Origin of the sequence: Hamadaea flava (genome assembly GCF_024172085.1) — a bacterium.
Classification (GTDB): Bacteria; Actinomycetota; Actinomycetes; order Mycobacteriales; family Micromonosporaceae; genus Hamadaea; species Hamadaea flava.
The window spans coordinates 791,018-813,160 of sequence record NZ_JAMZDZ010000001.1 but is presented as its reverse complement, the minus strand read 5'-3'; the positions used below and the strand labels follow the sequence as shown (position 1 = coordinate 813,160).

21 protein-coding genes are annotated in these 22,143 nt (G+C 68.1%); 12 read left to right on the top strand and 9 right to left on the bottom strand.

Annotation, left to right across the window (positions count from 1 at the left end):
• The first annotated feature begins 70 nt into the window (after positions 1 to 70).
• Positions 71 to 4,114: a golvesin C-terminal-like domain-containing protein gene (locus tag HDA40_RS04005; RefSeq protein WP_253751793.1), complete on the top strand. Its 4,044-nt coding sequence runs from the start codon at positions 71 to 73 to the stop codon at positions 4,112 to 4,114.
• A 111-nt stretch (positions 4,115 to 4,225) separates the two neighbouring features.
• Here HDA40_RS04005 and HDA40_RS04000 read toward each other — a convergent pair whose 3' ends face one another.
• Positions 4,226 to 4,999: an alpha/beta hydrolase gene (locus HDA40_RS04000; RefSeq protein WP_253751790.1), complete on the bottom strand. Its 774-nt coding sequence runs from the start codon at positions 4,997 to 4,999 to the stop codon at positions 4,226 to 4,228.
• A gap of 269 nt (positions 5,000 to 5,268) precedes the next feature.
• Between HDA40_RS04000 and HDA40_RS03995 the strand changes: the two genes are divergently transcribed.
• The 4 genes from HDA40_RS03995 (at position 5,269) to HDA40_RS03980 (ending at position 7,549) form a co-directional block, all read left to right on the top strand.
• Positions 5,269 to 6,117: a DUF2268 domain-containing putative Zn-dependent protease gene (locus tag HDA40_RS03995; protein WP_253751787.1), complete on the top strand. Its 849-nt coding sequence runs from the start codon at positions 5,269 to 5,271 to the stop codon at positions 6,115 to 6,117.
• A gap of 22 nt (positions 6,118 to 6,139) precedes the next feature.
• Positions 6,140 to 6,382, top strand: a complete 243-nt coding sequence (locus HDA40_RS03990; protein ID WP_253751784.1) for an SHOCT domain-containing protein — start codon at positions 6,140 to 6,142, stop codon at positions 6,380 to 6,382.
• A 343-nt stretch (positions 6,383 to 6,725) separates the two neighbouring features.
• Positions 6,726 to 7,109 (top strand): hypothetical protein, encoded by a 384-nt coding sequence (locus tag HDA40_RS03985; protein ID WP_253751781.1) that lies wholly within the window; start codon positions 6,726 to 6,728, stop codon positions 7,107 to 7,109.
• A gap of 53 nt (positions 7,110 to 7,162) precedes the next feature.
• Positions 7,163 to 7,549, top strand: a complete 387-nt coding sequence (locus HDA40_RS03980; protein WP_253751777.1) for a hypothetical protein — start codon at positions 7,163 to 7,165, stop codon at positions 7,547 to 7,549.
• Between the two features lie 288 nt (positions 7,550 to 7,837).
• Here the strand turns inward: HDA40_RS03980 and HDA40_RS03975 are convergent, their stop codons facing one another.
• The gene (locus tag HDA40_RS03975) at positions 7,838 to 9,121 is read right to left on the bottom strand and encodes a type I glutamate--ammonia ligase (protein ID WP_253751773.1); all 1,284 of its coding nucleotides are present in this window, start codon (positions 9,119 to 9,121) and stop codon (positions 7,838 to 7,840) included.
• 49 nt (positions 9,122 to 9,170) lie between these two features.
• On the opposite strand from HDA40_RS03975, the gene HDA40_RS41980 reads away from it, so the two are divergent.
• The 4 genes from HDA40_RS41980 to HDA40_RS03955 all read left to right on the top strand — a co-directional run bounded on the left by HDA40_RS41980 (position 9,171) and on the right by HDA40_RS03955 (position 12,090).
• Positions 9,171 to 10,256 carry an amidohydrolase family protein gene (locus HDA40_RS41980; protein ID WP_253751770.1) on the top strand — a complete coding sequence of 362 codons (1,086 nt, stop codon included), beginning with the start codon at positions 9,171 to 9,173 and terminating at the stop codon, positions 10,254 to 10,256.
• A gap of 65 nt (positions 10,257 to 10,321) precedes the next feature.
• Positions 10,322 to 10,897 (top strand): DUF6245 family protein, encoded by a 576-nt coding sequence (locus tag HDA40_RS03965; RefSeq protein WP_253751767.1) that lies wholly within the window; start codon positions 10,322 to 10,324, stop codon positions 10,895 to 10,897.
• Positions 10,898 to 10,982: 85 nt separating this feature from the next.
• Positions 10,983 to 11,564 carry a hypothetical protein gene (locus tag HDA40_RS03960; RefSeq protein WP_253751764.1) on the top strand — a complete coding sequence of 194 codons (582 nt, stop codon included), beginning with the start codon at positions 10,983 to 10,985 and terminating at the stop codon, positions 11,562 to 11,564.
• A 22-nt stretch (positions 11,565 to 11,586) separates the two neighbouring features.
• Positions 11,587 to 12,090, top strand: coding sequence for a hypothetical protein (locus tag HDA40_RS03955; protein WP_253751761.1), 504 nt, complete (start codon positions 11,587 to 11,589; stop codon positions 12,088 to 12,090).
• An 87-nt stretch (positions 12,091 to 12,177) separates the two neighbouring features.
• On the opposite strand, the gene HDA40_RS03950 is transcribed toward HDA40_RS03955, so the two are convergent.
• Entirely contained in the window at positions 12,178 to 13,539 is a 1,362-nt protein-coding gene (locus HDA40_RS03950; protein ID WP_253751758.1) for a twin-arginine translocation signal domain-containing protein, read from the bottom strand.
• 108 nt (positions 13,540 to 13,647) lie between these two features.
• Here HDA40_RS03950 and HDA40_RS03945 point away from each other — a divergent pair, with 108 nt between their 5' ends.
• The gene (locus HDA40_RS03945; protein ID WP_253751755.1) at positions 13,648 to 14,493 is read left to right on the top strand and encodes a rhomboid family intramembrane serine protease; all 846 of its coding nucleotides are present in this window, start codon (positions 13,648 to 13,650) and stop codon (positions 14,491 to 14,493) included.
• A gap of 7 nt (positions 14,494 to 14,500) precedes the next feature.
• Here HDA40_RS03945 and HDA40_RS03940 read toward each other — a convergent pair whose 3' ends face one another.
• Positions 14,501 to 14,992 (bottom strand): NUDIX domain-containing protein, encoded by a 492-nt coding sequence (locus HDA40_RS03940; RefSeq protein ID WP_308197669.1) that lies wholly within the window; start codon positions 14,990 to 14,992, stop codon positions 14,501 to 14,503.
• An 86-nt stretch (positions 14,993 to 15,078) separates the two neighbouring features.
• Between HDA40_RS03940 and HDA40_RS03935 the strand changes: the two genes are divergently transcribed.
• Complete coding sequence (locus HDA40_RS03935; protein WP_253751753.1) at positions 15,079 to 16,806, top strand: DHA2 family efflux MFS transporter permease subunit; 1,728 nt, start codon at positions 15,079 to 15,081, stop codon at positions 16,804 to 16,806.
• Between the two features lie 46 nt (positions 16,807 to 16,852).
• On the opposite strand, the gene HDA40_RS03930 is transcribed toward HDA40_RS03935, so the two are convergent.
• Entirely contained in the window at positions 16,853 to 17,284 is a 432-nt protein-coding gene (locus HDA40_RS03930; RefSeq protein WP_253751750.1) for a GNAT family N-acetyltransferase, read from the bottom strand.
• A 32-nt stretch (positions 17,285 to 17,316) separates the two neighbouring features.
• Here HDA40_RS03930 and HDA40_RS03925 point away from each other — a divergent pair, with 32 nt between their 5' ends.
• Positions 17,317 to 18,060, top strand: coding sequence for an anti-sigma factor (locus tag HDA40_RS03925; protein ID WP_253751747.1), 744 nt, complete (start codon positions 17,317 to 17,319; stop codon positions 18,058 to 18,060).
• Here the strand turns inward: HDA40_RS03925 and HDA40_RS03920 are convergent.
• From HDA40_RS03920 to HDA40_RS03905, 4 genes are all read right to left on the bottom strand, one after another.
• Positions 18,047 to 18,562 (bottom strand): cupin domain-containing protein, encoded by a 516-nt coding sequence (locus HDA40_RS03920; protein ID WP_253751744.1) that lies wholly within the window; start codon positions 18,560 to 18,562, stop codon positions 18,047 to 18,049. The genes HDA40_RS03925 and HDA40_RS03920 overlap by 14 nt on opposite strands.
• A 72-nt stretch (positions 18,563 to 18,634) precedes the next feature.
• On the bottom strand, positions 18,635 to 20,311 hold the full coding sequence (locus tag HDA40_RS41975; RefSeq protein WP_253751741.1) for an insulinase family protein: 1,677 nt from the start codon (positions 20,309 to 20,311) through the stop codon (positions 18,635 to 18,637).
• Between the two features lie 11 nt (positions 20,312 to 20,322).
• Positions 20,323 to 21,276 (bottom strand): hypothetical protein, encoded by a 954-nt coding sequence (locus HDA40_RS03910; RefSeq protein WP_253751737.1) that lies wholly within the window; start codon positions 21,274 to 21,276, stop codon positions 20,323 to 20,325.
• 48 nt (positions 21,277 to 21,324) lie between these two features.
• Positions 21,325 to 22,131 (bottom strand): MerR family transcriptional regulator, encoded by an 807-nt coding sequence (locus HDA40_RS03905; protein WP_253751735.1) that lies wholly within the window; start codon positions 22,129 to 22,131, stop codon positions 21,325 to 21,327.
• Positions 22,132 to 22,143: the final 12 nt, after the last annotated feature.

Here is a 22,143-nt window from a genome sequence, read left to right as displayed (position 1 = left end):
AGCCTGACCGGCCGCGGCGCGGCGGCGTGAACGCGAGCCCCCGTAGCCCTCCCCACCCCCGGAGACGCACATGCAGACCCGTCCCACGGTCGTCCGTGCCCGCAAGCACACCGCATTGCTGCTCGCGGCCGCGATCTTCAGCATGCCCATCACGGCCGCGCACGCCGCCCAGCCGGCCGGCGCGCCCGCCAGCGCGACGTCCAGCGGCGACAGCCGCGCGCCCCAGGTGGTCCCCGAACGTGACCGCGACCGCGTCCTCACCCCCCGATGGAAGTCCTCCACCGACCTCGCCTGGGCCACCGCGGCCGACGGGCGCGGGTTGCACATCCTCACGGCCCGCGCGGCCGACGGCTACGCCTGGCGGGTCGTCGCAACGCTGCGCGAGAGCCTGGTCGACGTCGACCAGTGGATCGGGCAGGCCTGCCTGACCTCCTCCGGTGACAAGGTGGTCGCCGTCTACGCACCCCGGGCGTTCTCCAACAAGCCCGATCTGTTCGACCGGGCCGGCTTCGCGGCGGTGGTCGACCTGCGCACCGGCCACGTGACCAAGTTGGGCGTCACCGCCTCCCTGGCCTACTTCAACCCCGGGTGCGGCGCCGACGACCTCGCTGTCCTGACGCAGGCGAAGGCCCGCGACGACCAGGGGCGAACCCGGCTGGCGATCGTCGACACGCGCAACGGCAAGGTCGTGGCGAAGCCGGTCGAACTCGACGGGCAGGTGACCTCCGCGATCCCGGTGAGCCGGACCCGGATCGTCGCAGCCAAGGGCGCGCACATCGTGCGGGTCGAAGGCGGGAAGATCGGGCTGATCGCCCGGACCACCGGCGTCCCGTTCCGGCTGACCGCCGACGCCGACGGCGGCCTGGTCTATCTGGACAGGGTCTCCTCGGCCGGCCAACCGGCGGCCGCGTCCGCCGCACCGAAACAATTGGCGGCGCTGCGCCTGAGCCGCGCACAGCTCGCACAGAACAGCCCTGCCGGAGCCAGCCCCACGGAGTTCGCCCGTGGCGCCTTCGACGGCTTCAGCCTGGCCCCGGCCGCGCACGGCACGGTCGCGATCGTCGGCGCCGCCACGGTGCGGGGCACCGCGAGCTATCTCAAGCACCTGCCGAAGGTGGCCCCGGGCGCGAGCGCCAGCAGCACAGCCGCGGTCTTCGTCCATGACGTCGGCTGGGCCAAGGGACGTGCCCCGCTGACCGACGCGGAAGCCGCACCGATCGAACTGTCGCTCACCGTCCCGGCCACGGACCAGACCGTGCGGCTGGGCATCGACCTGGCCCACCCCGCCGGGGCCAGGGCTCCAGGCGGCCCGGGAACTCCGACGACTGCCAGCACCACACCCATCGGCGAGACGATCTCACCCGCCCTGGATCCCCTGGCGACGACCGCGGCACTCGCAGCGAACCTGGTCACCGACGACTTGCCCGAAAGCACCAGCGAACGCACCTGCGCGATCGCCCGCAACGACCACCGTCGCCAGGCCATGCAGCCCAAACCGCGACAGGTCGAATGGGCGGCCAACCAGGCGATCACCAAAAACCTCGACGCCACCTGGAACCCCACCGGCGTGGACGGCTGGCGGACCCGGGTCGCGCTGACCACCACCAAGCCGATGCAGCTGTTCCCGACACCGGCGCTGGCCGGATGGCCCACCAGCCGCGTCCCGGCGCAGATCCTGCTCGGCGTCGCCATGCAGGAATCCAACCTGTGGCAGGCCTCCCGGTACGCCATGCCCGGCGTCACCGGCAACCCGCTCATCGGAAACTACTACGGCATCGACATCTACAACGGCTACGAGGGCGACGACTGGGACATCAACATGGCCGACGCGGACTGCGGCTACGGGGTCATGCAGGTCACCGACGGCATGCGGATCGGCGAGCGCACCTCGGAACAGAAGCACGCGATCGCGCTGGACTACGCCTCCAACATCGCCGCCGGCCTGCAGATCCTGGTACAGAAATGGAACCAGACCTACAGCGCCGGGCTGCGCATCAACAACGGCAATCCGGTCAACATCGAGAACTGGTTCTACGCCGTCTGGGCGTACAACTCGGGCTTCTACCCGCAGGCCGACGCGTCGAAGAACAACGGCGCCTGGGGCGTCGGCTGGCACAACAACCCCGGCAACCCCAAGTACAACCCGCAGCGAGAGCCGTTCCTGCACAACAACCACTTCTCCGACGCCGTGCACCCCAACTGGTGGCCCTACCCCGAGCGAGTCATGGGATGGGCGGCATGGCCGATGGGGCTGTACGAGGCACCCGGCGTCGAAGTGCCCGCGTTCCGTGGCGCGTGGTGGAACACCGACGAGTACCGGTACGACGTGAAGCCGCCGATGGACCTGTTCTGCGACGACACCAACCGGTGCGTCAAGGACCTGGTCGGTGAGGTCCCGTGGGATCCGGACGCGATCCCGGACGTCCCCGGCCCCTGCCGCAGCGCCCAGAACGGCTTCCCGGACTTCCGCTGCTGGTACAACCGGCCGGCGACGTGGAAGAACTGCAACTCCGAGTGCGGCTACGAGTTCCTCCGGTTCCCCTCCACCTGGATGGAAGAGGCCAACGGCACCTCCTACCCACCGAACTGCAGCCGCAGCGCCTCGGCATCGGGCAACGCCGCGCCGACCGGTGCGTACATCATCGACGAGGATGTGAACGGCGTGCCCTCCGTTCGCCCGTGCGCGAACATCACCAGCGAGGGCACGTTCTCGATGAGCTTCGCCACCGACGCCAACGGCACGATGCCGTCCAAGGTCGACATCCATCAGCTCGGCGCCGGCTTCGGCGGGCGGTTCATCTTCGGCCACACGAGATCGGGCAGTCCGGGCGGCCTGCAAGACCGGCTCGAAGTGGTCGGCACGTGGAAGCTGAACCGCGCGATCTACACCTGGATGCGGGTGGCGGTCCACCTGCCCGACCACGGCGCCCGGACCCAGCAGGCCAAGTACACGATCCACTTCGGCGACGGACGTTCGACCGTGCGCTACATCAACCAGAAGCGCCAAGCCAACAACTGGGTCTCGCTGGGCTCGTTCAAGTTCAACGGCGTGCCGAGCGTCAGCCTCACCAACGTGACCCTCGACGGCGACGGGACCGAGAACGTCGCCTGGGACGCCGTCGCGTTCCAGCCGCTGAGCCGCGAACCCGTCAAGGTGGCCGTCCTCGGCGACTCCTACTCCTCCGGGGAGGGGACCGGCGACCCGGTGGCCACAGGGGCGGCAGGCTACTACGCGGAGACCAACGTCGACGGCGGCGATCCGAAGTGGCAGAACTCGTGCCGCCGCAGCCCCGACGCGTGGGCCAGGAAACTGGTCCTGCCAGGCATGACCCAGACGGTGGGCGCACTGGAGAATCAGTGGAGCTCCTCGGTCGAACTCGGCTTCGTCGCCTGCTCCGGGGCAGTGACGGAGCAACTGACCACCCCCTGGTACGGCCGCGTCGGCAGCCCCGACTACGACGGCACGGGGCAGTGGTTCGAATATCCACAGCTCTACTCCGGCGTCTTGAACCAGGACACGGACTACGTCATCCTGACGATCGGCGGCAACGACGGCGGCGTCTTCGGCAACATCCTCACCACCTGCGTGGCAACGCCGATGTGCCAGGAGTCGGCGCTCTGGGACACCGTCTACGACCAACTGGACGACCACACGATCCCCGACCTCGAAGCCCTGCTACGCAAGATCAAGACGCAGGCGCCGACGGCGAAGATCGTGCTCGCGAACTACCCGGTGGTCATGAACATCAGCGACGCCGAGGCATGCTGGGTCGAGCCCTGGGAACTCAACGCGATCCTTCCGCTGCAGGCATACCTGACACGCAAGCAAGGCGACACGGTGCTCCATCTGTGGGCTACCGAAGGAATGAACGTGACGTTCGCCCCGGTCGACGACCGGTTCCTCCGACATGACGCCTGCGAGGTGCTGGGCCAGAACTGGATCAACGGGCTGACCCTGGCCACACAAGGCGACGGCGACAGGACACCCAGCATGGCCTCGTTCCATCCGAACGAACAGGGGACCACCGCGTACGCGGCGGGCATCAACGCAGCCCTGTCCGCGCCGGCGCCCAACGTGCCCTGGAACCCGATCCCGCCGAGCCTAGGCCCGTAGCCGCCGCGGCTCCATCGTCCCTGCCAGGCCGTGAACCCCCCCGCGACGGCCTGGCAGGGCGCATCTCGAGGTTGCCTACCTTGCGGCGGCGGTGATCGCGTCGATGTGGCCTTACTTGGCGGCGGCGGTGATCGCGTCGATCAGCTGCGGGCCGTAGGCGAGCACGGCGTCGTTATGGTCCGCTCCCGGAACGGCGATCGGGGCGATCCCAGCCCGTTCCGCGACGGCGATGCTCTGCGCGGGCGGCACAGTGCCATCAGCAGTTCCGTACACCACGGTCATCGGTGACTCCACGCTGGAAACCTTGTCCAGCACGGGAAACCGATCCCGCAGGAGAAGACGGACGGGAAGGAACGGATAGTGTGCGGCACCTACCGAAGCGAGGTCCGTGAACGGTGACCGCAGGACGACGGCGCGCACCGGTTGCTCCGCCGCGAGATCGGTCACAACGCCGGTTCCGAGACTCTCGCCGAACAGCACGATGCGCTGACTGTCGAAGGACGCGCGCAGATAGTCGAACGCCGCCCGGACGTCGAGGAAGAGCCCGGACTCCGTCGGGCTCCCCGGGTTCCCGCCGTAGCCACGGTAGTCGAACAGCAGCACGGTCAGCCCACGTTCGCTGAGCGCCCGCGCCAGCGGTACGCGGCCAGCCCGATTGCCGCCGTTGCCGTTCGCGACCAGCACCGCCGTGCCCTGGCCCGGACTTGGCTCCAACGGTGCGGACAGCCAACCCCGCAGAGTCAGGCCGTCGGCGGTGCCGAAGCTGACCTCCGTCATCCCGGTCGGCACCGGCCCGGTCTCCTGACTCGGGAAGTAGATCAGCTTGCGCTGGGCGAGATAGAGCAGCCCCACCAGAAGAACGGTAACGGACAGCACGACGATCACGGCCCGAATGATCCTCCGCCGACCCATGACCCTTATTGTCCGCCTTCCCTACGCCTTGCCGTCTAGCCGGCCTTTCCGCGCCGCGCCGCCAGCCGCGTTTTGCTTGCCTGGCCGCCGTCCGCCTCGCCGCCGTGCCACCTCCGGCGCCCCTGGTACGCCATGCACCTATCAAGGCCGAGGTTACGTGCATGGCGTACCAGTCGTGCCGCGTCGAGCTGCCCGCACCGGCGCTTGACCCTCACGCGGCGTGAGTCCCTACCGTCGGAACCATGAAGATCACGGTTATGGACACCCCGCAGACGATGCTGGAGATCCTGGCCCGCCCGCTGCCTGAGCGCGCCGACGCGTTGCGCGGCCTCATCGCGCCGATGTATGAGCACGTCCCGCTGCCCGGCGACCCGGTCGACCTGCACCACCAAGGTGGCGGCTTCCGCATCGACGCCGACGATCAGCGCTACCTCCCGGCTCTGACCCGCCTCGTCAGCGAAGACGTCGTCGGGCAGATCACCGCCGCTCTTGAGCGTGCCTCCGAGGCGCTGTGCGGCTGGAAGCAGCCCGACGAGGTGAAGGTGCTGTTCGTGCTCGGCAACCCCGACGACGAGCACCTGATGAAAGTCGCCGGTGGCTACTACGGCATGGGCGGTGCGCCCGGCTGGCTGTACCTCATCGGCTGGCCGTCCGACGAGGTCGTCGGACGGATCGCGTACTGCGCCGTCCACGAGCTGCACCACCAGATCCGGTACCAGAACGTGCCGTGGACGCCGATGGTCGGCGAGCACGTCGTCTCCGAAGGACTCGCCGAGGCGTTCGTCCGCGAACTCGCCGGCCCGGCCGCGATGGGACCCTGGTCCACCATGGTCACCGGCGACTCGCTGGAAGACGCCTACGCCAAGACGGTCGCGGCGTTCGAGATCACCGGCTACGACAAGACCACTGCGTACGTGCTGGGCGACACGACGGCCCGGAAGTTCGGCGCCGAGCCGGTCGGCATCCCCGACATGGCCGGGTACGCCGTCGGCCTGCGCATCGTGGACGCGCACCTGAAGGCGACCGGCCTGTCCGTTGCGCAAAGCACGGCCCTGACCGGCCCGGAGATCCTCGCCCGCGCGACTTCGTGACAATCATGGATACCCTGCGCGCATGCGTGAGGTCCTGCCTTGGGTATGCGTACTGGCGACGCTCGCGATCGTCCTCGGAATCCTGCGCGTCCGATGGCTGGCGCGGCGGATCGGCGAGGAAGTCGCCGACCGGGCCGCACACCTCGCCCCGCAGTCCCCGCCGGACCCAGTCCTGCTGCTGGCCGAGCTACAACGGCTGCACGAGGAAGGCGTCGTCACCGAGGAGGAGTTCGAACGCGAGAAGGCCCGCATCGTAGGCCCCTGACCGTGCCCCGCTCCGGCCCGCGCCGGTTCGCCCGCTGAGCCCGCGACGTTCGCCCGCGGCGTGCCGTGCCCGACCACTTGCGCTGCCCTTGATCAGGGTCATTTCCACGCAGCCATGCGCGCTATGGCGACCTGGAAAAGACCCTGATCCAGCAGGTGCACCCCGCAGGCGTACTGCTCGTGCAGTGGTCAACGCGTCGCCCATGCTCGTCCTCGTCGCTCAGATATGTCTCGACGTTCGACGTCATCGATCTTGGACGGTCGCCGCGCCAACACGATACGTAGTTGATTGCTTACATGCTGCTATGTTGATCAGCGTTGCCGATCCCTACCTCGGAGATTCCATGCCTAAGCGACTCATCGCCGCAGCCGTCGCCTTGACCACCCTGCTCCTCGGAGCGCATCCGGCGTCAGCCGCCGTCGCGGGAACCACCGCCGTGCCCCGGGCGGGCTTCGACATCTGGTTCAACGTGCAAGGTGCGTCGCCGAAGGTCGAACTCGGGCCGGGATGGCATAACGCCAGCTTGTGGGCAGACTGTGCCTCCGACGTGGTGAACACTCGCCTCATGCACGTCACCTGGGGATTGGATCGGCCGGTCGGTGACCTCGTCGTCCTCAGCTGCCAAGGTGAGGGGAAAGATCTTCAATACCACCTGAGCGGTGGCGAGTACTACTTCGGCTTCCTCTCCGGCGTCGACAACACCCACATCTCCGGCGACCTCGGCTGACCCCCCCGTCAACCGTCACTCGCCATTCGTCACCCGCCACGAGGAGCATCGTCTTGCCGAGAGTTCGCACCGTTCTGGCACTGGTCCTGGCTGCCGTCGTGCTGGCCACCGGATCGGCGGCGTACGCCGCTCCGCCGCGTCCGGTCACCGCCCGCTTCCAGCCCTTCGACCTCTGGTTCAACGGCTCGGGGTACTCGCCGCGCTTCACCCTGCTCGGCGGTGAACACCGGGCGGTCCTCGGCGCCTCCTGCGATCCCGCGTACGACGTGGTGGGACAGCTCTACCACTGGACCCTCGGGATCGACCCGCCCATCGGCGACCCCTTCCCGATCCCCTGCGAGGGGGCTACCTCCGCCGGGTACACGCTGAACGGCGGCGAGTACTACTTCTATTTCTTCTCCAATCAGGACAACACTTACGTCAACGGCGACTGGCGTTGAGCTTGACCTGATGCGGTTCTGGCGTGGATTGCCGTGACGCCGGTACTCGCGCGGCGGCGGGCTCACCGATCGTGCTGCCAGCGTGCCGAGACGGTCGTGGTGATCACGCGCCTGCTCGACCCTGCGGACGCCGGCGCACTGCCGAGGACTTCATCGTCGTCCCGCCGGCCGACAAGCACCCCGCCTTGGTAGAGCCCAACCAGCACCGCTGGGAGAGCGAGAACGGCTCCTGCATTTTGCGCCATGGCGACATGGAAATGACGCTGATCAAGCCGAATCAACGCAGGGTCAGTAGCGCCAGAGCGTACGGGCGACGATCTCCTCCTCGGAAGCACCGTCGAACACCGCAACCTCACCCCGCCGAACCGCGAGAATGGTGTCGACCAGCTCAACCCCCAGCTCGGACGCGAAGAACGGGTCGCCCTCCAACGCGTCGGCTGCAGCCGACAACGATGTGGGCAGCCGAGGCGGCGGCGAAGCCAGCGACGCGGGATCGACCTCGACCGGCTCCGGCAGCGACAACGCGGAAGAAACCCCGTCCAGGCCGGCAGACAACAACGCAGCCAGCGCGAGGTAAGGGTTAGCGGTAGCGTCGAAGCACTTCACCTCGATATTGGCGGCGGATTCGCGTTCGCCCACCGTCCCGGTGACGAACCGCAGCGCTGCCTCCCGGTTCTCGTGCCCCCAGCAGGCGTACGCCCCAGCCCAATGCGACGGCACCAGCCGCAGATAGCTGGCGACCGAAGGCGCGCCGAACGCCAGCAGCGCCGGGAGGCGCTCCAGGATCCCGGCGATGAACGACGAGCCGACGTCGGAGAGCATGAGGTTCTCCGGGCCTCGCCACAGGCTGAGGTGTACGTGGCCGCCGTTGCCGACACCGCCGGCGACCACCCGGGGCGCAAACGAGGCTCGCAATCCGTGTCGCAAGCTCACCGCGCGGATGGTTTCGCGTACGAGGACGAGCATGTCGGCGGCGCCGACCGGGTCCTGCGGTGAGAACGACACCTCGAATTGGCCGGGGGAGTACTCCGGGTGCAACTGTTCGACCGGCACGTTCTCCGCGATCAACGCCTCCATCAGCGTACGCAGATAGTCGGAGTGCTCGACGGCGCGGGCCATCCCGTAAGCGGGGGCGCTGTCGGAGGGAACGACGCACCACTCGACCTCGAACCCCGCCCGCACGGCGTACCCCTGATCGGCCAGCCGTGTCACGACCGTGCCGAGGATCCCGCGCGCGTCCTGCGGATGGCGGTCGCGGTTCTGGTCGTACCGGTCGGCCGGGGCCCACGCCCAGCCGGGTTGCCCCGCGAGCAGGGTCAGCCGCCGCAGATCCGGGACGAGCCGCAGATCGCCGACGGGACCTCCGGCGTACCGGCCCATCACGTTCGAGTCGTCGACCAGGAACGTGTCGAAGACCGGCGACGCGCCGACACCCCAGTGCGCCGCGTGAGCGAGCCGGGCCACCGGGATACCCTTCATCCGAGTGATTCCGCTGTTGTCCACCCAGGTCAGCGCGATCACGGCGACGTCGCGCGCGGCCAGCTCGGCGGCGATCTCGTCCGGATTGGTCACACAAGCGAACCTACCGGCAAAACGCCCGACCTTCCGGCAAGCTGGTGAGGTGCGCGAATGCGTGGCGGCGCTGCCGCTGACCGATCATCACTGCCACGGCGTCGTCCGGCGCGATCTCGACGCGACCGCGTTCGCCGGGCTGCTGACCGAGGGCCCGCGCGGCTCGTGGGATTCTCTGCTCGGCTTCGCCGTGCGCAAGCATTGCGCGCCGCTGCTCGACCTGCCCACCCACGCCCCGCCCGCCGACTACCTCGACCGCCGCGCGTCGCTCGGCCACGCCGAGGTCACCGATCGCTTCCTGACCGCGGCAGGCCTCGGCGCGCTCTGCGTCGACACCGGCTACCTGCCCGAACCCCTGCTCACCCCGCAAGAGCTCGGCTCCGCGGCGGGTGCGGCCGCTCATGAAGTGGTACGCCTAGAGCAGCTCGCCGAGCAGTTGCTCACTAGCGGGGTCGACGCGATGGGCTTCGCGACCGCGTTCCGGGAGAACCTCGCCGCCCGAGCCGAGGCCGCGGTAGCGGCCAAGAGCGTAGCCGCGTACCGCATGGGCTTGGCCTTGGATCCTCGCCGCCCGACGGACAGCGACGTGACCGCGGCGGCGGGGCTCGCGCTGGCCATGATGGGCCGCGGCGGTCCGGCGCGGATCGCCGACGAGACCTTGCACCGGTTTCTGATCTGGACCGCCGTCGATCTCGACCTGCCGGTGCAGTTCCACACCGGTTTCGGCGACCCTGACCTGAACCTCCACCAGACCAATCCGGCGCTGCTGACGCCACTGCTGCGCGCTATCGAGCCGACCGGCGTTCCGATGTTGCTACTGCACACCTATCCGTACCACCGTGAGGCCGGCTACCTGACGCAGGTCTTCGACAACGTGTACTTCGACGTCGGCCTCGCCCTGCACAACGTCGGCACCCGCGCCACCGCCGTGCTCGCCGAAGCGCTCGAACTCGCACCGTTCACCAAGATGCTGTACTCATCGGACGCCTTCGGCCTACCCGAGTTCTACTACCTCGCGGCGACGCTGTTCCGGGAGGCGCTGTCGGGCTTCCTCGCCGACTTCACAGAGACGGACGCGAAGCGGATCGTTCATCTCATCGGGGTCGACAACGCCGCCCGCGTGTACCGCCTCTGATGTTGTCGACCGCGAGGAAAGGTCGTAGCTCCCTCATCGTGGTCGTGCGTCGCTAGTGTTCGTTCATGGAGTCCGATGGAAGAGCAGATGGAGAGCGGCCTCTCGAGCAACGTCTCGTCGGGGCGCTGAACATGCTCGGTGTCGACCATGTTCCTCGTGAGGCAGCAGACCAAACAGCGGCGATGGACGAGCTCGGTGGGGTCAACGCCTACCGAGCGTGGCTGGCAAGCGCCTTGCTGGGCGCATCGCAGTCCCTGGCGATGGCGACGGATAGGCTGCCGTTGAGCCGAGATGCGCGATACGCCATTTGGCAACGGCAGCTGAGCGCTGCTGACGTTGCCAGCGATCCCGCGGCCCGGGCAGAACTTATCCGATGGCAAGTACAGCGAGCGTGCGCGCCGCTTCCGGCGATTGCTCAAGAGTGCCCAGCTGACCCCATTCCGCTGGCTGCCGGGCAGGCAGCAGAAGGACTGAAGATACTCCTCGCGGTCAGCGCGACGACGTATGGAGCTGTTGCCGCTGGCGACGTGCACACGCTCGCTGACCAGGCCGGCAAGCTGCGTGAAGCACGAAAGATCTTGCAAGCTGCGATCGAGAACACCGACTTGCTGTTGGATCTCCTCGGCTCAGTGGACCTCTGATGCGGGTGCCACGATCATCGGGTCTCCCTGCCTCCACGCAGCTCAACCGGCGAACTGCGACTACTGCCGTACTAAGCTGCCGACTGTGCTCGATCAGGAATTGCCGGCTGGCGGAAGAGCTTGCCAGGCGAGCTTCGACATCACCACTCTGACCGAGGCCGAGGTCCAGAGCATGGATGAGGTGACGGTCCTCGACTTGGACGAAAGCCTCGACCTCCACGGCATACTCGTCGATCGGCTCGAGGCCCTTCCGCGAGATCATTTCAAGTCCGTCTACGCCAGTTGTCTGGCCGACTTGCGTGACTTCTACTGCGGCCAGATCAACAGCAGCGTGCGGACCTTGATCGAGCGCACCATCGAGCTGACCGATCGGCGAGCCGCGGCCGAGGTTCTCGATGGCTGGAAGCGCCACTTCGAGCTCGACGATGACCACGATGGCAACGCGATAGGCGTCGAATCAGAGACGATCGAAGCAGCTTGTACAGCGTTCGCTGAGGAGATGGCATACGGCACGGATGTTGGTGCGGCAGACGCCCTTGCCGATTCCGCCGAGCAAGCGTGCGATGACGATGAGCCCGGGGTCAACATCCGGCTGACGCTGCGTTTCATCGCTCGCGCAGCAACCGCACACTCGATGAGCACTGCTATTTCTAGTTCTCCCGACTGAGTCATCGCGAAAGAGCCAGCCGATGAGGTCTCGAGTGACCGCGTACGCCGTCCCCGGCGTCAAGCCTGTGAGTGGCACAGGCGACCTGCGCAGAGTCTGGTACTGGGGTTCCCAGCTCGCCACCTGCTCACCGGTCGCGGCGGTCCTCGACCGTATGCCGGCGGCCTTGACGACCGTCGAGGAAGCGTGGCCGGGGCATACGTTCACCATCACGCGCGACCAGGTCTGCACCGTTCTCGGGGTCGGCACCGGCGATGGCTTGCTCTGGGGACTGAGCTTCGCCGACGAGGTGGGGCTGCTCGTACAGCCTTACCAGTCCCAGCAGGAGTCCGACCCTGATCTGGTCGAGGAGGCGCTCGTCGACCAGCCCGACGTCACCTCGGTCGATCACGTCGACACGGGTCAGTTCGAGGTACGCATGACCCGGATGTACCGCGCTGACGAGATGCTGGCCCGCTGGCTCGACGCGATCATGATCGCCCATCGCGAGTTTGCCCGTCGGCGAGGGATCGACCTGTCGTACTGAGTCGACTATTACGCGCGACCCGTCGCCCACCTCATCGGTGTCGACCACGCCGCCCACGTCTTTCGGGTTCGACCGGCGTCGGGAGCGTCAACGCCGTGGCAGCGGAATGCCTTGAGTGGGTCTGTGACGGGGTGGCTGGCCGGACCCGGCGTACAACGTAGGTCCGACCGCGCCGAGGAAATCGTCGGTCTGCGCGATGCGTACCCGGATATATTTCGGCACCGTGATCGTCAGATCGACCGCGAAGGTGTCGCCGATGGACAGCACGGAGGTGACCGCAGTTTTCCAGGTCGTCGTCCCGACTGGCATGGTTTCGAAGAGAAGGATCGTCCGGAGCGGCGACCGTCCGTCCGGATATCCGACGCGGCCCTGGACCCGCCACAGGTCACCGCCGTCGGGCTGCCACATGCCGACTTCCGTAAGAGTCGTGTGCCACCGCACCTGTGGTTCGGCGCTGGTCTGGGTAACGGCGATGAGGCGATCGGGGGCCTCGCCCCAGTTGAAGTACGCGGTATACGGGCCGTTCTCCGATGCCACCGCGGGGAACTGGTAGCGGCCGTCCTGGTCGGTGACCGTCGTCAGCCGCAAGTCACGGGAGCGGTCGGTGAGCAGGATTGATTGCTCAGCGTAGGGCACCCAGGTACTGGCGGCCAGCATCTCCAATCGCCCGCCCAGGCTGACCCGCTCGCCATAGACGACCTTGGGCTCCACTTGGGTCAATGTCAGCCGGCTGGGCCGGATCGCCGCGCCGACTTTGACCTCGGCGCCGGTTGAGAGATAGGTACCGTCGTCTGATGTGTTGACCCGGATCCACGCTTCCGCCGGGCAGGGCACGACGAACGTGATTCGACCCGCGTCATCGCTGGTCGTGACCCCGCTCGGGTCTGCCTCCACCGCGGTCGGGATGAAGGTGCTCCACCGGATCGTGTGCCCCGGCAGAGGTGTCCGGACGAGCGTGGCCGGTTCCTCCCAGACGAGCCGGCCGGTGACAGTGACCTCCCGGTGATCGAAGTCCACGATCGGCGGCGCCATCTGGAGGTCCTCGAAGAACGTGTGGGCGAAGTAGCGGAACGCATGTGGGAGGACCTGGTGGTACGTCTCGCCGCTCGCTGCCCCGTTGATGTCGACGGCGACGTCATAGCTGCCGAGGCGAGGCAATGCGGCATGGTCGTTGCTGGTCCATTGACCGTCGGACGTTGTGCCGTAGGTCAACGTGAAGTCGCGCAACGTGGCGAGCACCGAGCCGTCTGAATCGAGGACGTGGGCCGCGATGGCCCCCACCGGAACGGATCCGACGATCTTGATCCACATCCGCGATGAGTCGTTCCATATGGAGTTGATCGCCACGTCATACGCGATCGCGGCCGCTGCCGGCTGCTGCGAGCCCAACGCGGTCGCCGCCGCAACCGCACTGCCGACCGCCAGCACCTGTCGCCTGTTGATCTTCATTCCAGCTCCCCATGATCACCTTCGCGGGAAGAGCATACGGAACGCGCACACGCCGTGGTGGCCCGCACGGGGGATGCCGCGATCGCGGCGATAGGGCACAGTGAATCCATGGTCATCCCGATCTATGACGTGAACCCCGTCCGGCGTACGCCGTGGGTCACCTACGGGTTGATCGCCGCGAACGTGTTGGCGCTGCTGTTCACGCCGGTCTTCGCGAACATGGGGATCGGCAGCGAAGCGGTGTCGGACCTGTGCCACCAGACGGCGTTCTTCCAGCACTATGCGGCCATCCCGAAGGAGCTGATCACCAACACCCAGCTGCCGCTGGTGGCCACCGGCGCGGTCGGGCGGATGGCGAACGGGCTCGGCTGCGTCGTCGACGCCCCGACCTATGCCAAGCAGCCCGCGCTGTCGGTGCTGACCTCGATGTTCCTGCACGGCGGTTGGCTGCACCTGCTGGGCAACATGCTGTTCCTGTGGGTCTTCGGCAACAACATCGAGGACCGGTTCGGAAAGATCGGCTACCTGCTGGTCTACGTCGCCTCCGGGTACGCCGCCGCTTACGGGTTCGCGCTGGCCAACCCCGACACGACCGAGCCGCTCATCGGCGCTTCCGGGGCGGTGTCCGGCATCCTCGGGGCGTACCTGGTGCTGTTCCCGCGCGCTCGCGTGTGGAGTCTGGTGCCGATCTTGTTCTTCATCCCGCTGCGGCTGCCCGCATGGATCGTCCTCGGCACCTGGTTCGTGCTGCAATGGCTCTACTCAGCCGGGCTGGCCGTCACCGGCGGGGGAGAGGTGGCGTACCTGGCGCATGTGCTGGGCTTCATGGTCGGGGTGCTGGCCGCGCTGCCGTTCCGCGGCCGCCGGCGGGGGCCACCGGTGCCACGCCAGCTGGCCGGCTACGCCGAACCGCAGGTCATGTGGCGCAAGACCGACCGGGGCGGCTGGCGCTGACGAGCCTCTAGTCGTCGAGGATGATCGCAGCGGCCGGTACGCCGTCGGACAACAGCGCGCGGAGCAGGGCAGGAAACGTGGGTGGTGCGAACGTGGCCGGACCGGCATAGTCTTGGATCTCGGTCGGGCTCCACCACCGGAAGCCCATCAGGTACTCCTCGGCGAGCTGTGCTTCGGTCATCGACCCGCGCGGATCGAAGTGGCCTGTACGCACCAGGAAGTAGTCGTTGCGTACGCCGTCGAAACCGTTGTCGCGGCGTGACCAGCGGACCTGCTGATGCCACACGTGCGGCGGATCGGCCGTCAGGTCGAGGCCGATCTCCTCGGTCAGCTCCCGCCGCAACGCCGTCATCGGGTCCTCGCCGGATTCGATCCCGCCGCCGGGGACCGTCCACACGACGAAGTCGCGGCCGGAGTCGGTGAACTCCAGCCGGCCCAGCAGGGCATGGTCGTGTTCATCCAGCACGATCGCCCGGACCGCCGGTCGGAAGTGGGCCACAGTGGTAACCCTAATCGCGGATGCCGGGCGCGATGAATTCTGACAGAACTCCCTGGAATGTGGACCAGATGCGATGAGTTTTGTCGGTGGGATCAGTCAGTCTTGGTATGCCATCGAATGTAAGTACGACCGCTGACCGCGACCATATGTCCGCCAACCTTGATCGAGGTACCGTGCCTGTCCAGCAAATAGAGTCATCTGTCGAATCTGCGAACCCCGCGATCTCGGGTCGCACACCACCCGTCATCCGGCTGCTCGTGCTGGCCACATTCGTCGTCATTCTCAATGAGACGATCATGATCAACGCCATCCCGAAGCTGATGAGCGCGTTGAGCATCACCGAGCAGACCGCGCAATGGCTGTCGACCGCGTTCATGCTGACCATGGCGGCCGTCATCCCGATCACCGGCTGGTTCCTGCAGCGGGTGTCCACCCGCACCGCGTACGCGACCGCGATGGGGTTGTTCCTGCTCGGAACCGCCGTGGCCATCGTCGCACCGACCTTCGAAGTTCTCCTCGGTGCTCGCATCGTGCAGGCGTCGGGCACGGCCGTGATGATGCCGCTGCTGATGACCACGCTGATGCACGTGGTGCCTGACCAGCACCGCGGCAAGGTCATGGGCAACGTCAGCCTCGCCATCTCCGTCGCGCCCGCCATGGGCCCGGCGATCGCCGGCGTGATCCTCAACTTCGGGTCCTGGCGCCTGCTGTTCGCGGTCGTGCTGCCCATCGCCGCGGTGATCACCTGGGGCGGCTTGAAGCAGCTCAAGAACGTAGGGGAGCCGCAGGTCAGCACCATCGACTGGATCAGCGTCGGGCTGGCCGCGTTCGGCTTCGGCGGACTGGTCTACGGGCTCAGCCGGTTCGAGGGCGGCCACGCCGGGGTGGCCACCGCGATCGTGGGCATCGGGCTGGTCGCCATCGGCATCTTCGTCGTACGCCAGCTGATGCTGCAGAAGCACGGTACGCCGCTGATGGACCTGCGCACGCTCAAGCACCGCACCTACACGGTCTCGCTGACCCTGATGTCGGTCGCCTTCATGGCGATGCTCGGCTCGATGATCCTGCTGCCGCTCTACCTGCAGAACGTCCGCGAGCTGACCGCGCTGCAGACCGGGCTGCTCGTGATGCCCGGCGGACTCGCGATGGGTCTGCTCGGCCCGACCGTCGGCCGGCTGTTCGACCGGTTCGGCGGCCGGGTGCTGGTCATCCCAGGTGCGATCGCGATCACCGTTTCGCTCGCCGGATTCACCCAGGTCTCCATGACGATGCCGTTCTGGCAGCTCCTCGGCTTGCACTCGCTGATGATGGTGGGCCTGGCCGCCACCTTCACCCCGGTCTTCACCCTGGGGCTCGGCGCGGTCCCGCCGCACCTGTACTCCCACGGCAGCTCGATCCTGGGCACATTGCAGCAGGTGGCGGCGGCCTTCGGCACCGCGCTCGTGATCACCGTGATGGGTGCGCGAGCCGACGCGCTGAAGTCGCAGGGCGTCGCCACCGTGGCCGCCAACCTTGGCGGCATGCGGCTGGCGTTCGTCGTCGGCGCGGTCCTGTCCATCGCCGTGATCGTCACCGCGTTCCTCCTCCCGGCCCGCGCGGACAACGCCGCAGGCCATGGCGACAACGCCCCGATAGGTGCGGAGAACACCGCGAGCCAGGGCGACAGCCTCCCGGCCAGCGCAGACAGCGCTGCGAGCCACGGCGACAGCCTCCCGGCCAGGGCAGACAGCGCTGCGGCCCGCGGTGACAACCGACCGGCCAGGGCAGGCAGCCGCAAGGCTGGCGCGGACAACGCCGCAGGCCACGGCCGCTGAGTGGCGGAAACAGACCCGGCGTCGTCCAAACGGCGCCGGGTCACCCTCAGCGCGGCTGGCGGACCATCCACACGTCGACCGCGTCCTCGGCGTACGCGGTGAAACCGTGCCGCTCGTAGAGGCGCCGGGCCGGGCTGCCTTGAAGGACCTGCAACCGGACACGTGAGTCGCACTCGGACAGCACCTGTTCCAGCACGGCCGACCCGACGCCGCGCCCCTGCACGGACGGGTCGAGGTAGAAGTTCTCCAGCCAGTGGCCGTCCTCGTCAAGGCGAAGCGCCACGTTACCGCCGAAGACCCCGCCGACCTCGATCACCTGGTTGTCCTCGGGAACCCACCGCTCCCGCAGGCGCTGGCGGACGCGGTGCTCGTCGTAGCGGCCGAGCCGTTCCAGGTCCGGTCGCATCACCACCGCCCGCAACTCGGCGACGGCGTCCACGTCGGCTGCCGTCGCTGGCCGCAGCGTCCAGTCTCCCATGATCACAATCCTAAGGCGTATCATCGTCTTCAATGACCGCGGACCTGCACGCACTCTCCGGGGCGTATGCATTAGACGCCCTGGACGATGCCGAGCGTACGGCGTTCTCGCGTCATCTGGACGAGTGCGAGCCGTGCCGGACCGAGGTAGCCGGGTTCCACGAGGTCGCAGCGAACCTGGGTGAGCCCTACGAGGCGCCGCCGGCGAGCATGCGAGCCGACGTCCTGACCGCGATCAAGCAAACGCCGCAGCTGCCCCGCCAACGACAGGCCCCGATCGTCGTCCGCATCCCGCCGCTCAAGAGCGCCGAACGGTGGCGGCGTGCCGCCCTGGCCATCGCCGCCACGGCCGTGCTGGCCGTCGGCGGCCTGTACGCGGTGCTGAACCACCAGCTGTCAGCCCAGCAGAACCAGGTCCAGACGCTGAAGTCCGAACGCGACCGCATCTACGCCGTGATGAACGCCCGCGACGTCGTCATGAAGGGCGCCGACATGCCCGACGGCGGCCGGATCGCGGCCGCCGTGTCGGCCTCCGAGCACGGCGGGGTCGCCATGCTCGCCGGGCTGCGCCAGCCGCCCGCCGGCCAGACCTACCAGATGTGGGTCTTCACCAACGGCACGCCGACCTCGGCCGCCATCCTGCCGGTGGGCATCGAGGGCGGGACGCTGGCCTTCGACTGGCAGCCGGGATCCACCGCGTTCGGCATCACCCGCGAACCTGTCGGCGGCTCACCCGCCCCCACGATGGCCCCGCTGGCGACCGTCAACCTGTCGTGATCGTCGCCTCGTACTGGTCGTGCCGCGCCCACAGCTCCACCCACTCGTCGTGGGTCAGCTCCCGGCCCTTCGCCGTGATGTCGGCCAGCTCCTCGAAGTAGGCCTCGCGCGGTCCACCGGGTGCGAACAGGATCAGCATCGACGCCGGCTCGCCCGAGGTGTTGGCGAACGAGTGGATGCCACCCGGCGGCACATACAGGTAGTCACCCGGCGACGCATCGACCCACTTCTCCCCGTCGCCGAGCGCCACCGTGCCGCTCAGGATGTAGAACGACTCCGCCATCGTCCGATGGAAATGCCCACCCGGCAGGCTGTCCGGCGGCGGCACCGCCTGCAGGTCCCAGCGGTAGAGCCCGAACATGCCGTTCGTGGTCTCGCCGGTCGCGAGGTAACTGACCTTCGACCGCGCTCCGATCGTCAGGTCGACGGGCGCGTCGCCGCTGCGCAAGGTGGCGCTGACGGCGGGAGCCTCGGCGGTGTATTGCTGAGGTGGATAAGACATGCCCCGACCGTATCGGTCCGGCCGGCCACATGGGGTGATCCAATCGCGGGTCGCCTGGCTGGGCCACCGTGCTCAGCGGCGCATCGTGCGGTTCCATCGCCAGATGAACGTGCCGGTCCAGATGACGGCGGGGCATGCCAGTCCGCGTGCGCCGAGGGTCGCGGCGAGAATCAGCCCGACCGCGACGACTCCCATGGCCGTGGTGATGAGGACGTTCTTGCGGCCACCCCGGAGGGTCGCGAAGCGATCGAGGCGCGCCCGCCACGGCAGCGTGAACCGGCGCAGGCGGATCCGCCAGGCGCCGATCCGCGACGCTGCGGGAACGACGGGCGTATCCCGTTCGGGCAGGTCGACGTATTTCGCCGGGCCAACTGCGGCGTCGAGACCGGCCAGCGCGTCGTCGCCGACCGGGTAATACGCGGGCTCGATCGCCACGGTGATGCCGTCTCCGCCGATCAGCCGCCGTCCGCCATCGGGCCAGCGCAACAGCACGGCGCTGTCGTCGTAGAGCACTGTGGCAGGGCCGTCGGCGGTGACGACGCTTGCGCCGTCCGAGCCGAGCACCAGGACGACGTCGCGGTCGACCCGGGATCGGTATCGTGTGCCGTCGACGGCGAACCGGGAGAAGGTCGGCGCCTGCTCGAATCCCGGGGGCGTCCGCCGGGTGCCGGCAGGCAGCATGAGCAGCGCGGCTTGGCTCGCGGCGGCCGCCACTTCGACGATGTCGGCGGCGGTCAGCTTCTCGAAGGTTTCGACCATCTCCGCTGTGCTCGGCCACGCGAAACCGGTGAGCAGATCGACCGACCGCCGGGCCAGCAGCCGGCCCTCGACCTCCGGATCGCGGAGCCCGTCCAGTTCCAACGCGCGGACGGTCTCCAGCTCGGCGTCGTCCACCACGTTCGTCGCCAGAGCGCTTACCTGGGCGAGGAACACTTCGACAGTTGCGTCCCCGCGCCCAGTTTGGACGTCGGCGACCGCTGTGACGAGGGCCTGCGGGCGCCCGTCGGTGTGATACGCGGCGGCGGCCGTGTACGACAGACCACGTTCCTGCCGTAGCTCACGGAACAGCGCACGCTCCAACAGCCGGGCATACGCCGCCCCGGCGCGCGTACGCGGAACAGGCGCTTCCATCACGATGCGGTCCGGAACGCCGTTGAAGACCGCAGGTGTCACCGGCAACGCCGAAGACGGCTCCGGCAGCTCCCATCGGCGGCCGTCGCGCAGATCGAGGCGCAGACCATCGGGAATCTGCGCACCGGCGATCCACAAGACCGCGTTCTGCCGGGTGAAACGCTCCCGGACCGACGCGGTGACCTGCTCGGCCGTCAGGGTGTGCATGCCCCATTCCGGGAAGCTGACCAGGCCGTAGTCGCGAGCGCCGTGACGCCACAGCGGCATGTGCTCGTTGACTCCGTCGGGGCGGCCAGCGGCCTCGGTGCGGATCAGGTTCTTCTCCGTGGCGAGCCGATCCAACGGCAGGTCCCGCAGGTTCGCGCACACCCCGGTCAGGAACCGTGCCACGGACTCCGACGTGCCCTGGGTGACGAACTGGGTCGCGGTCGTGCCCGTCATCCCGTTGTAGTGAAAGTCGGTCACCCCCAGCCGGTGCAGCGCCAGATGCTCCACCAGGTGCGTCACGCCGGCCGTTGCCAGCGTCTCATCGGCCCGGCCCACTCGGAAGACCAAACCGGCCCGCATCGGACCAGGCGTCGGCGCGAGCAGCACCGGCACTCCGTCAACCTCAAGCACGCGCGTCGTGTTCACCAGGACCGCGCCGATCGCGACGCCTGCCGGAACGCCTTCTTCCAATCCTGGTGCAGCATGTCCCACGGGTAGGAACCGGCACGGTTGCCGAGCGCGGCGAAATGCGGCTCCGCGTGCCGGCTGCCGCCGGTGTGCAAGGCGAAGGCGAAAACCGAATGTGCGCCCACCGAGCCGAAGCCCGGCTGGAAATCCGGGTGCAGCACGGTCTGCGCAGCGGCCGCGGTCACCGATTTCACGACATCGGGCTTGCCGAGGTACAGCACAGCATCCCGGACGTACTCGTTGGTGATCGCATGCTCCACGTGGGCGTCGGCCACGATGGCCCCGGCCAGCGTCCCCGGCTTGCCCGACGCCAGGCATTCACCGGCGAACGTGTGCAGTTCGGCGGTCGAGCCACCCCACTTCGGGCACAGGTTCTGAATGAGCTGCCGCTGCGCGGTGTACGGGGCGTCGGAGTGCTCGGCGGCCTTCTCATACCGCCGCCGCGCCTCGTCGATGCCGAGGCTCAGACCGCGGGCCGTCACGATGCGCTGAGTCCAGGCCGCCGCTTCGGTGGGGTCGATCGCCGTCGCGTCGGCGAGCAGCCGCTCCGCCCGCTGCAGGTAGTCGAAGAAGATCTGCCACTGCGCCTGCTTGACATGCATGGCGTAGACGGCGCTACGGGCCTTCCAGCCGATGTCGATGAAACGGGCACCGAGCAGCGTCCGGGCCAGCGCCGAATCGCGTTCGGTGTCGACCGCACGCTGCAGGAACTTCTCCGCCCCCGCGGTCGCCGACACGAGGCTGACTGCCTGCGTCTTATCCGACCGTGCGGGCAAGCCGGCGAAATAGGAGGCGACGCCGGTCCAGTCGGCCGCCTTCACGGCCTTCTGCAGCGGGACCAGCTGAGGGTACTGGTCCACGGGATCGGTCTTCAGCGGCATCAGCCGAGCCAGGGCGGTCGTGATCACGGCGGAGATCATATGGCCCAGCCCGGCGGTCAAGCAGCCCCGTTTCGGCTACACCAAGATCGTCGCCAGGTCCGCGAGCAACAGCTCGCGGTCGTCGTCGGCCGCGATCTCGTCGGCGGCCAGCCGCGCGCGCTCCAGCCAGCTCCGCGCCTGCTCCTTCTCGCCAGCCAACGTGTACGCACGACTCAGTGCCTCGTAAGCGAAGGCCAAGTCCCAGTCCCCGATGCCGTTGGCGCGACAGGTCTCCAGCACGAGATGGGCGTGATACAGCGCCGGCTCGGCCCGCCCGACGACGGTGTAGACGCGGGAACACTGCCAGTGGCTGCGCGCGACGTTCTCCGGCGTACCGACCTCGAGCCAGTGGTAGGCAGACGCGTGCGCCATGTGAATCATCCAAGCGTCGTCGGCGGGGGAGCGGTCCTCCTTTTCCATCAACCGCCACACCTCGTTGAACAGCGTCTTGGCGAAGTGCCGGTGCTGGTCGGCCTCGTCGGCGTATTCGGGGGTCGTCATCGTCGGTTCTCCGTCATCGGTCAGAGCATGATCAATCGCGTGCAGTACGCCGCGCAGGCGGGTGATCCGTGCATCCACCCGTGTGCGGTGTTGCCGGAGTGCTTCCCGGACGGTGTCGAGGTCGGACTCGAGCAGTCGGCGTACAACATCTAACGGAAGGTCGAGCGCGCGGAGCTGGCGGATCCGGCGGGCCTGGTCCACCTGATCCTGCTCGTACCGGCGATAGCCGGTCGCGGGATCGACCACCGCGGGCCGCAGCAGCCCGATGGCGTCGTAGTGCCGCAGCGCCATGGCGGTCACGCCGGCCAGGCGCGCCGCCTGCCCGATCGTCAGCAGCCGCATGACGCGACGGTA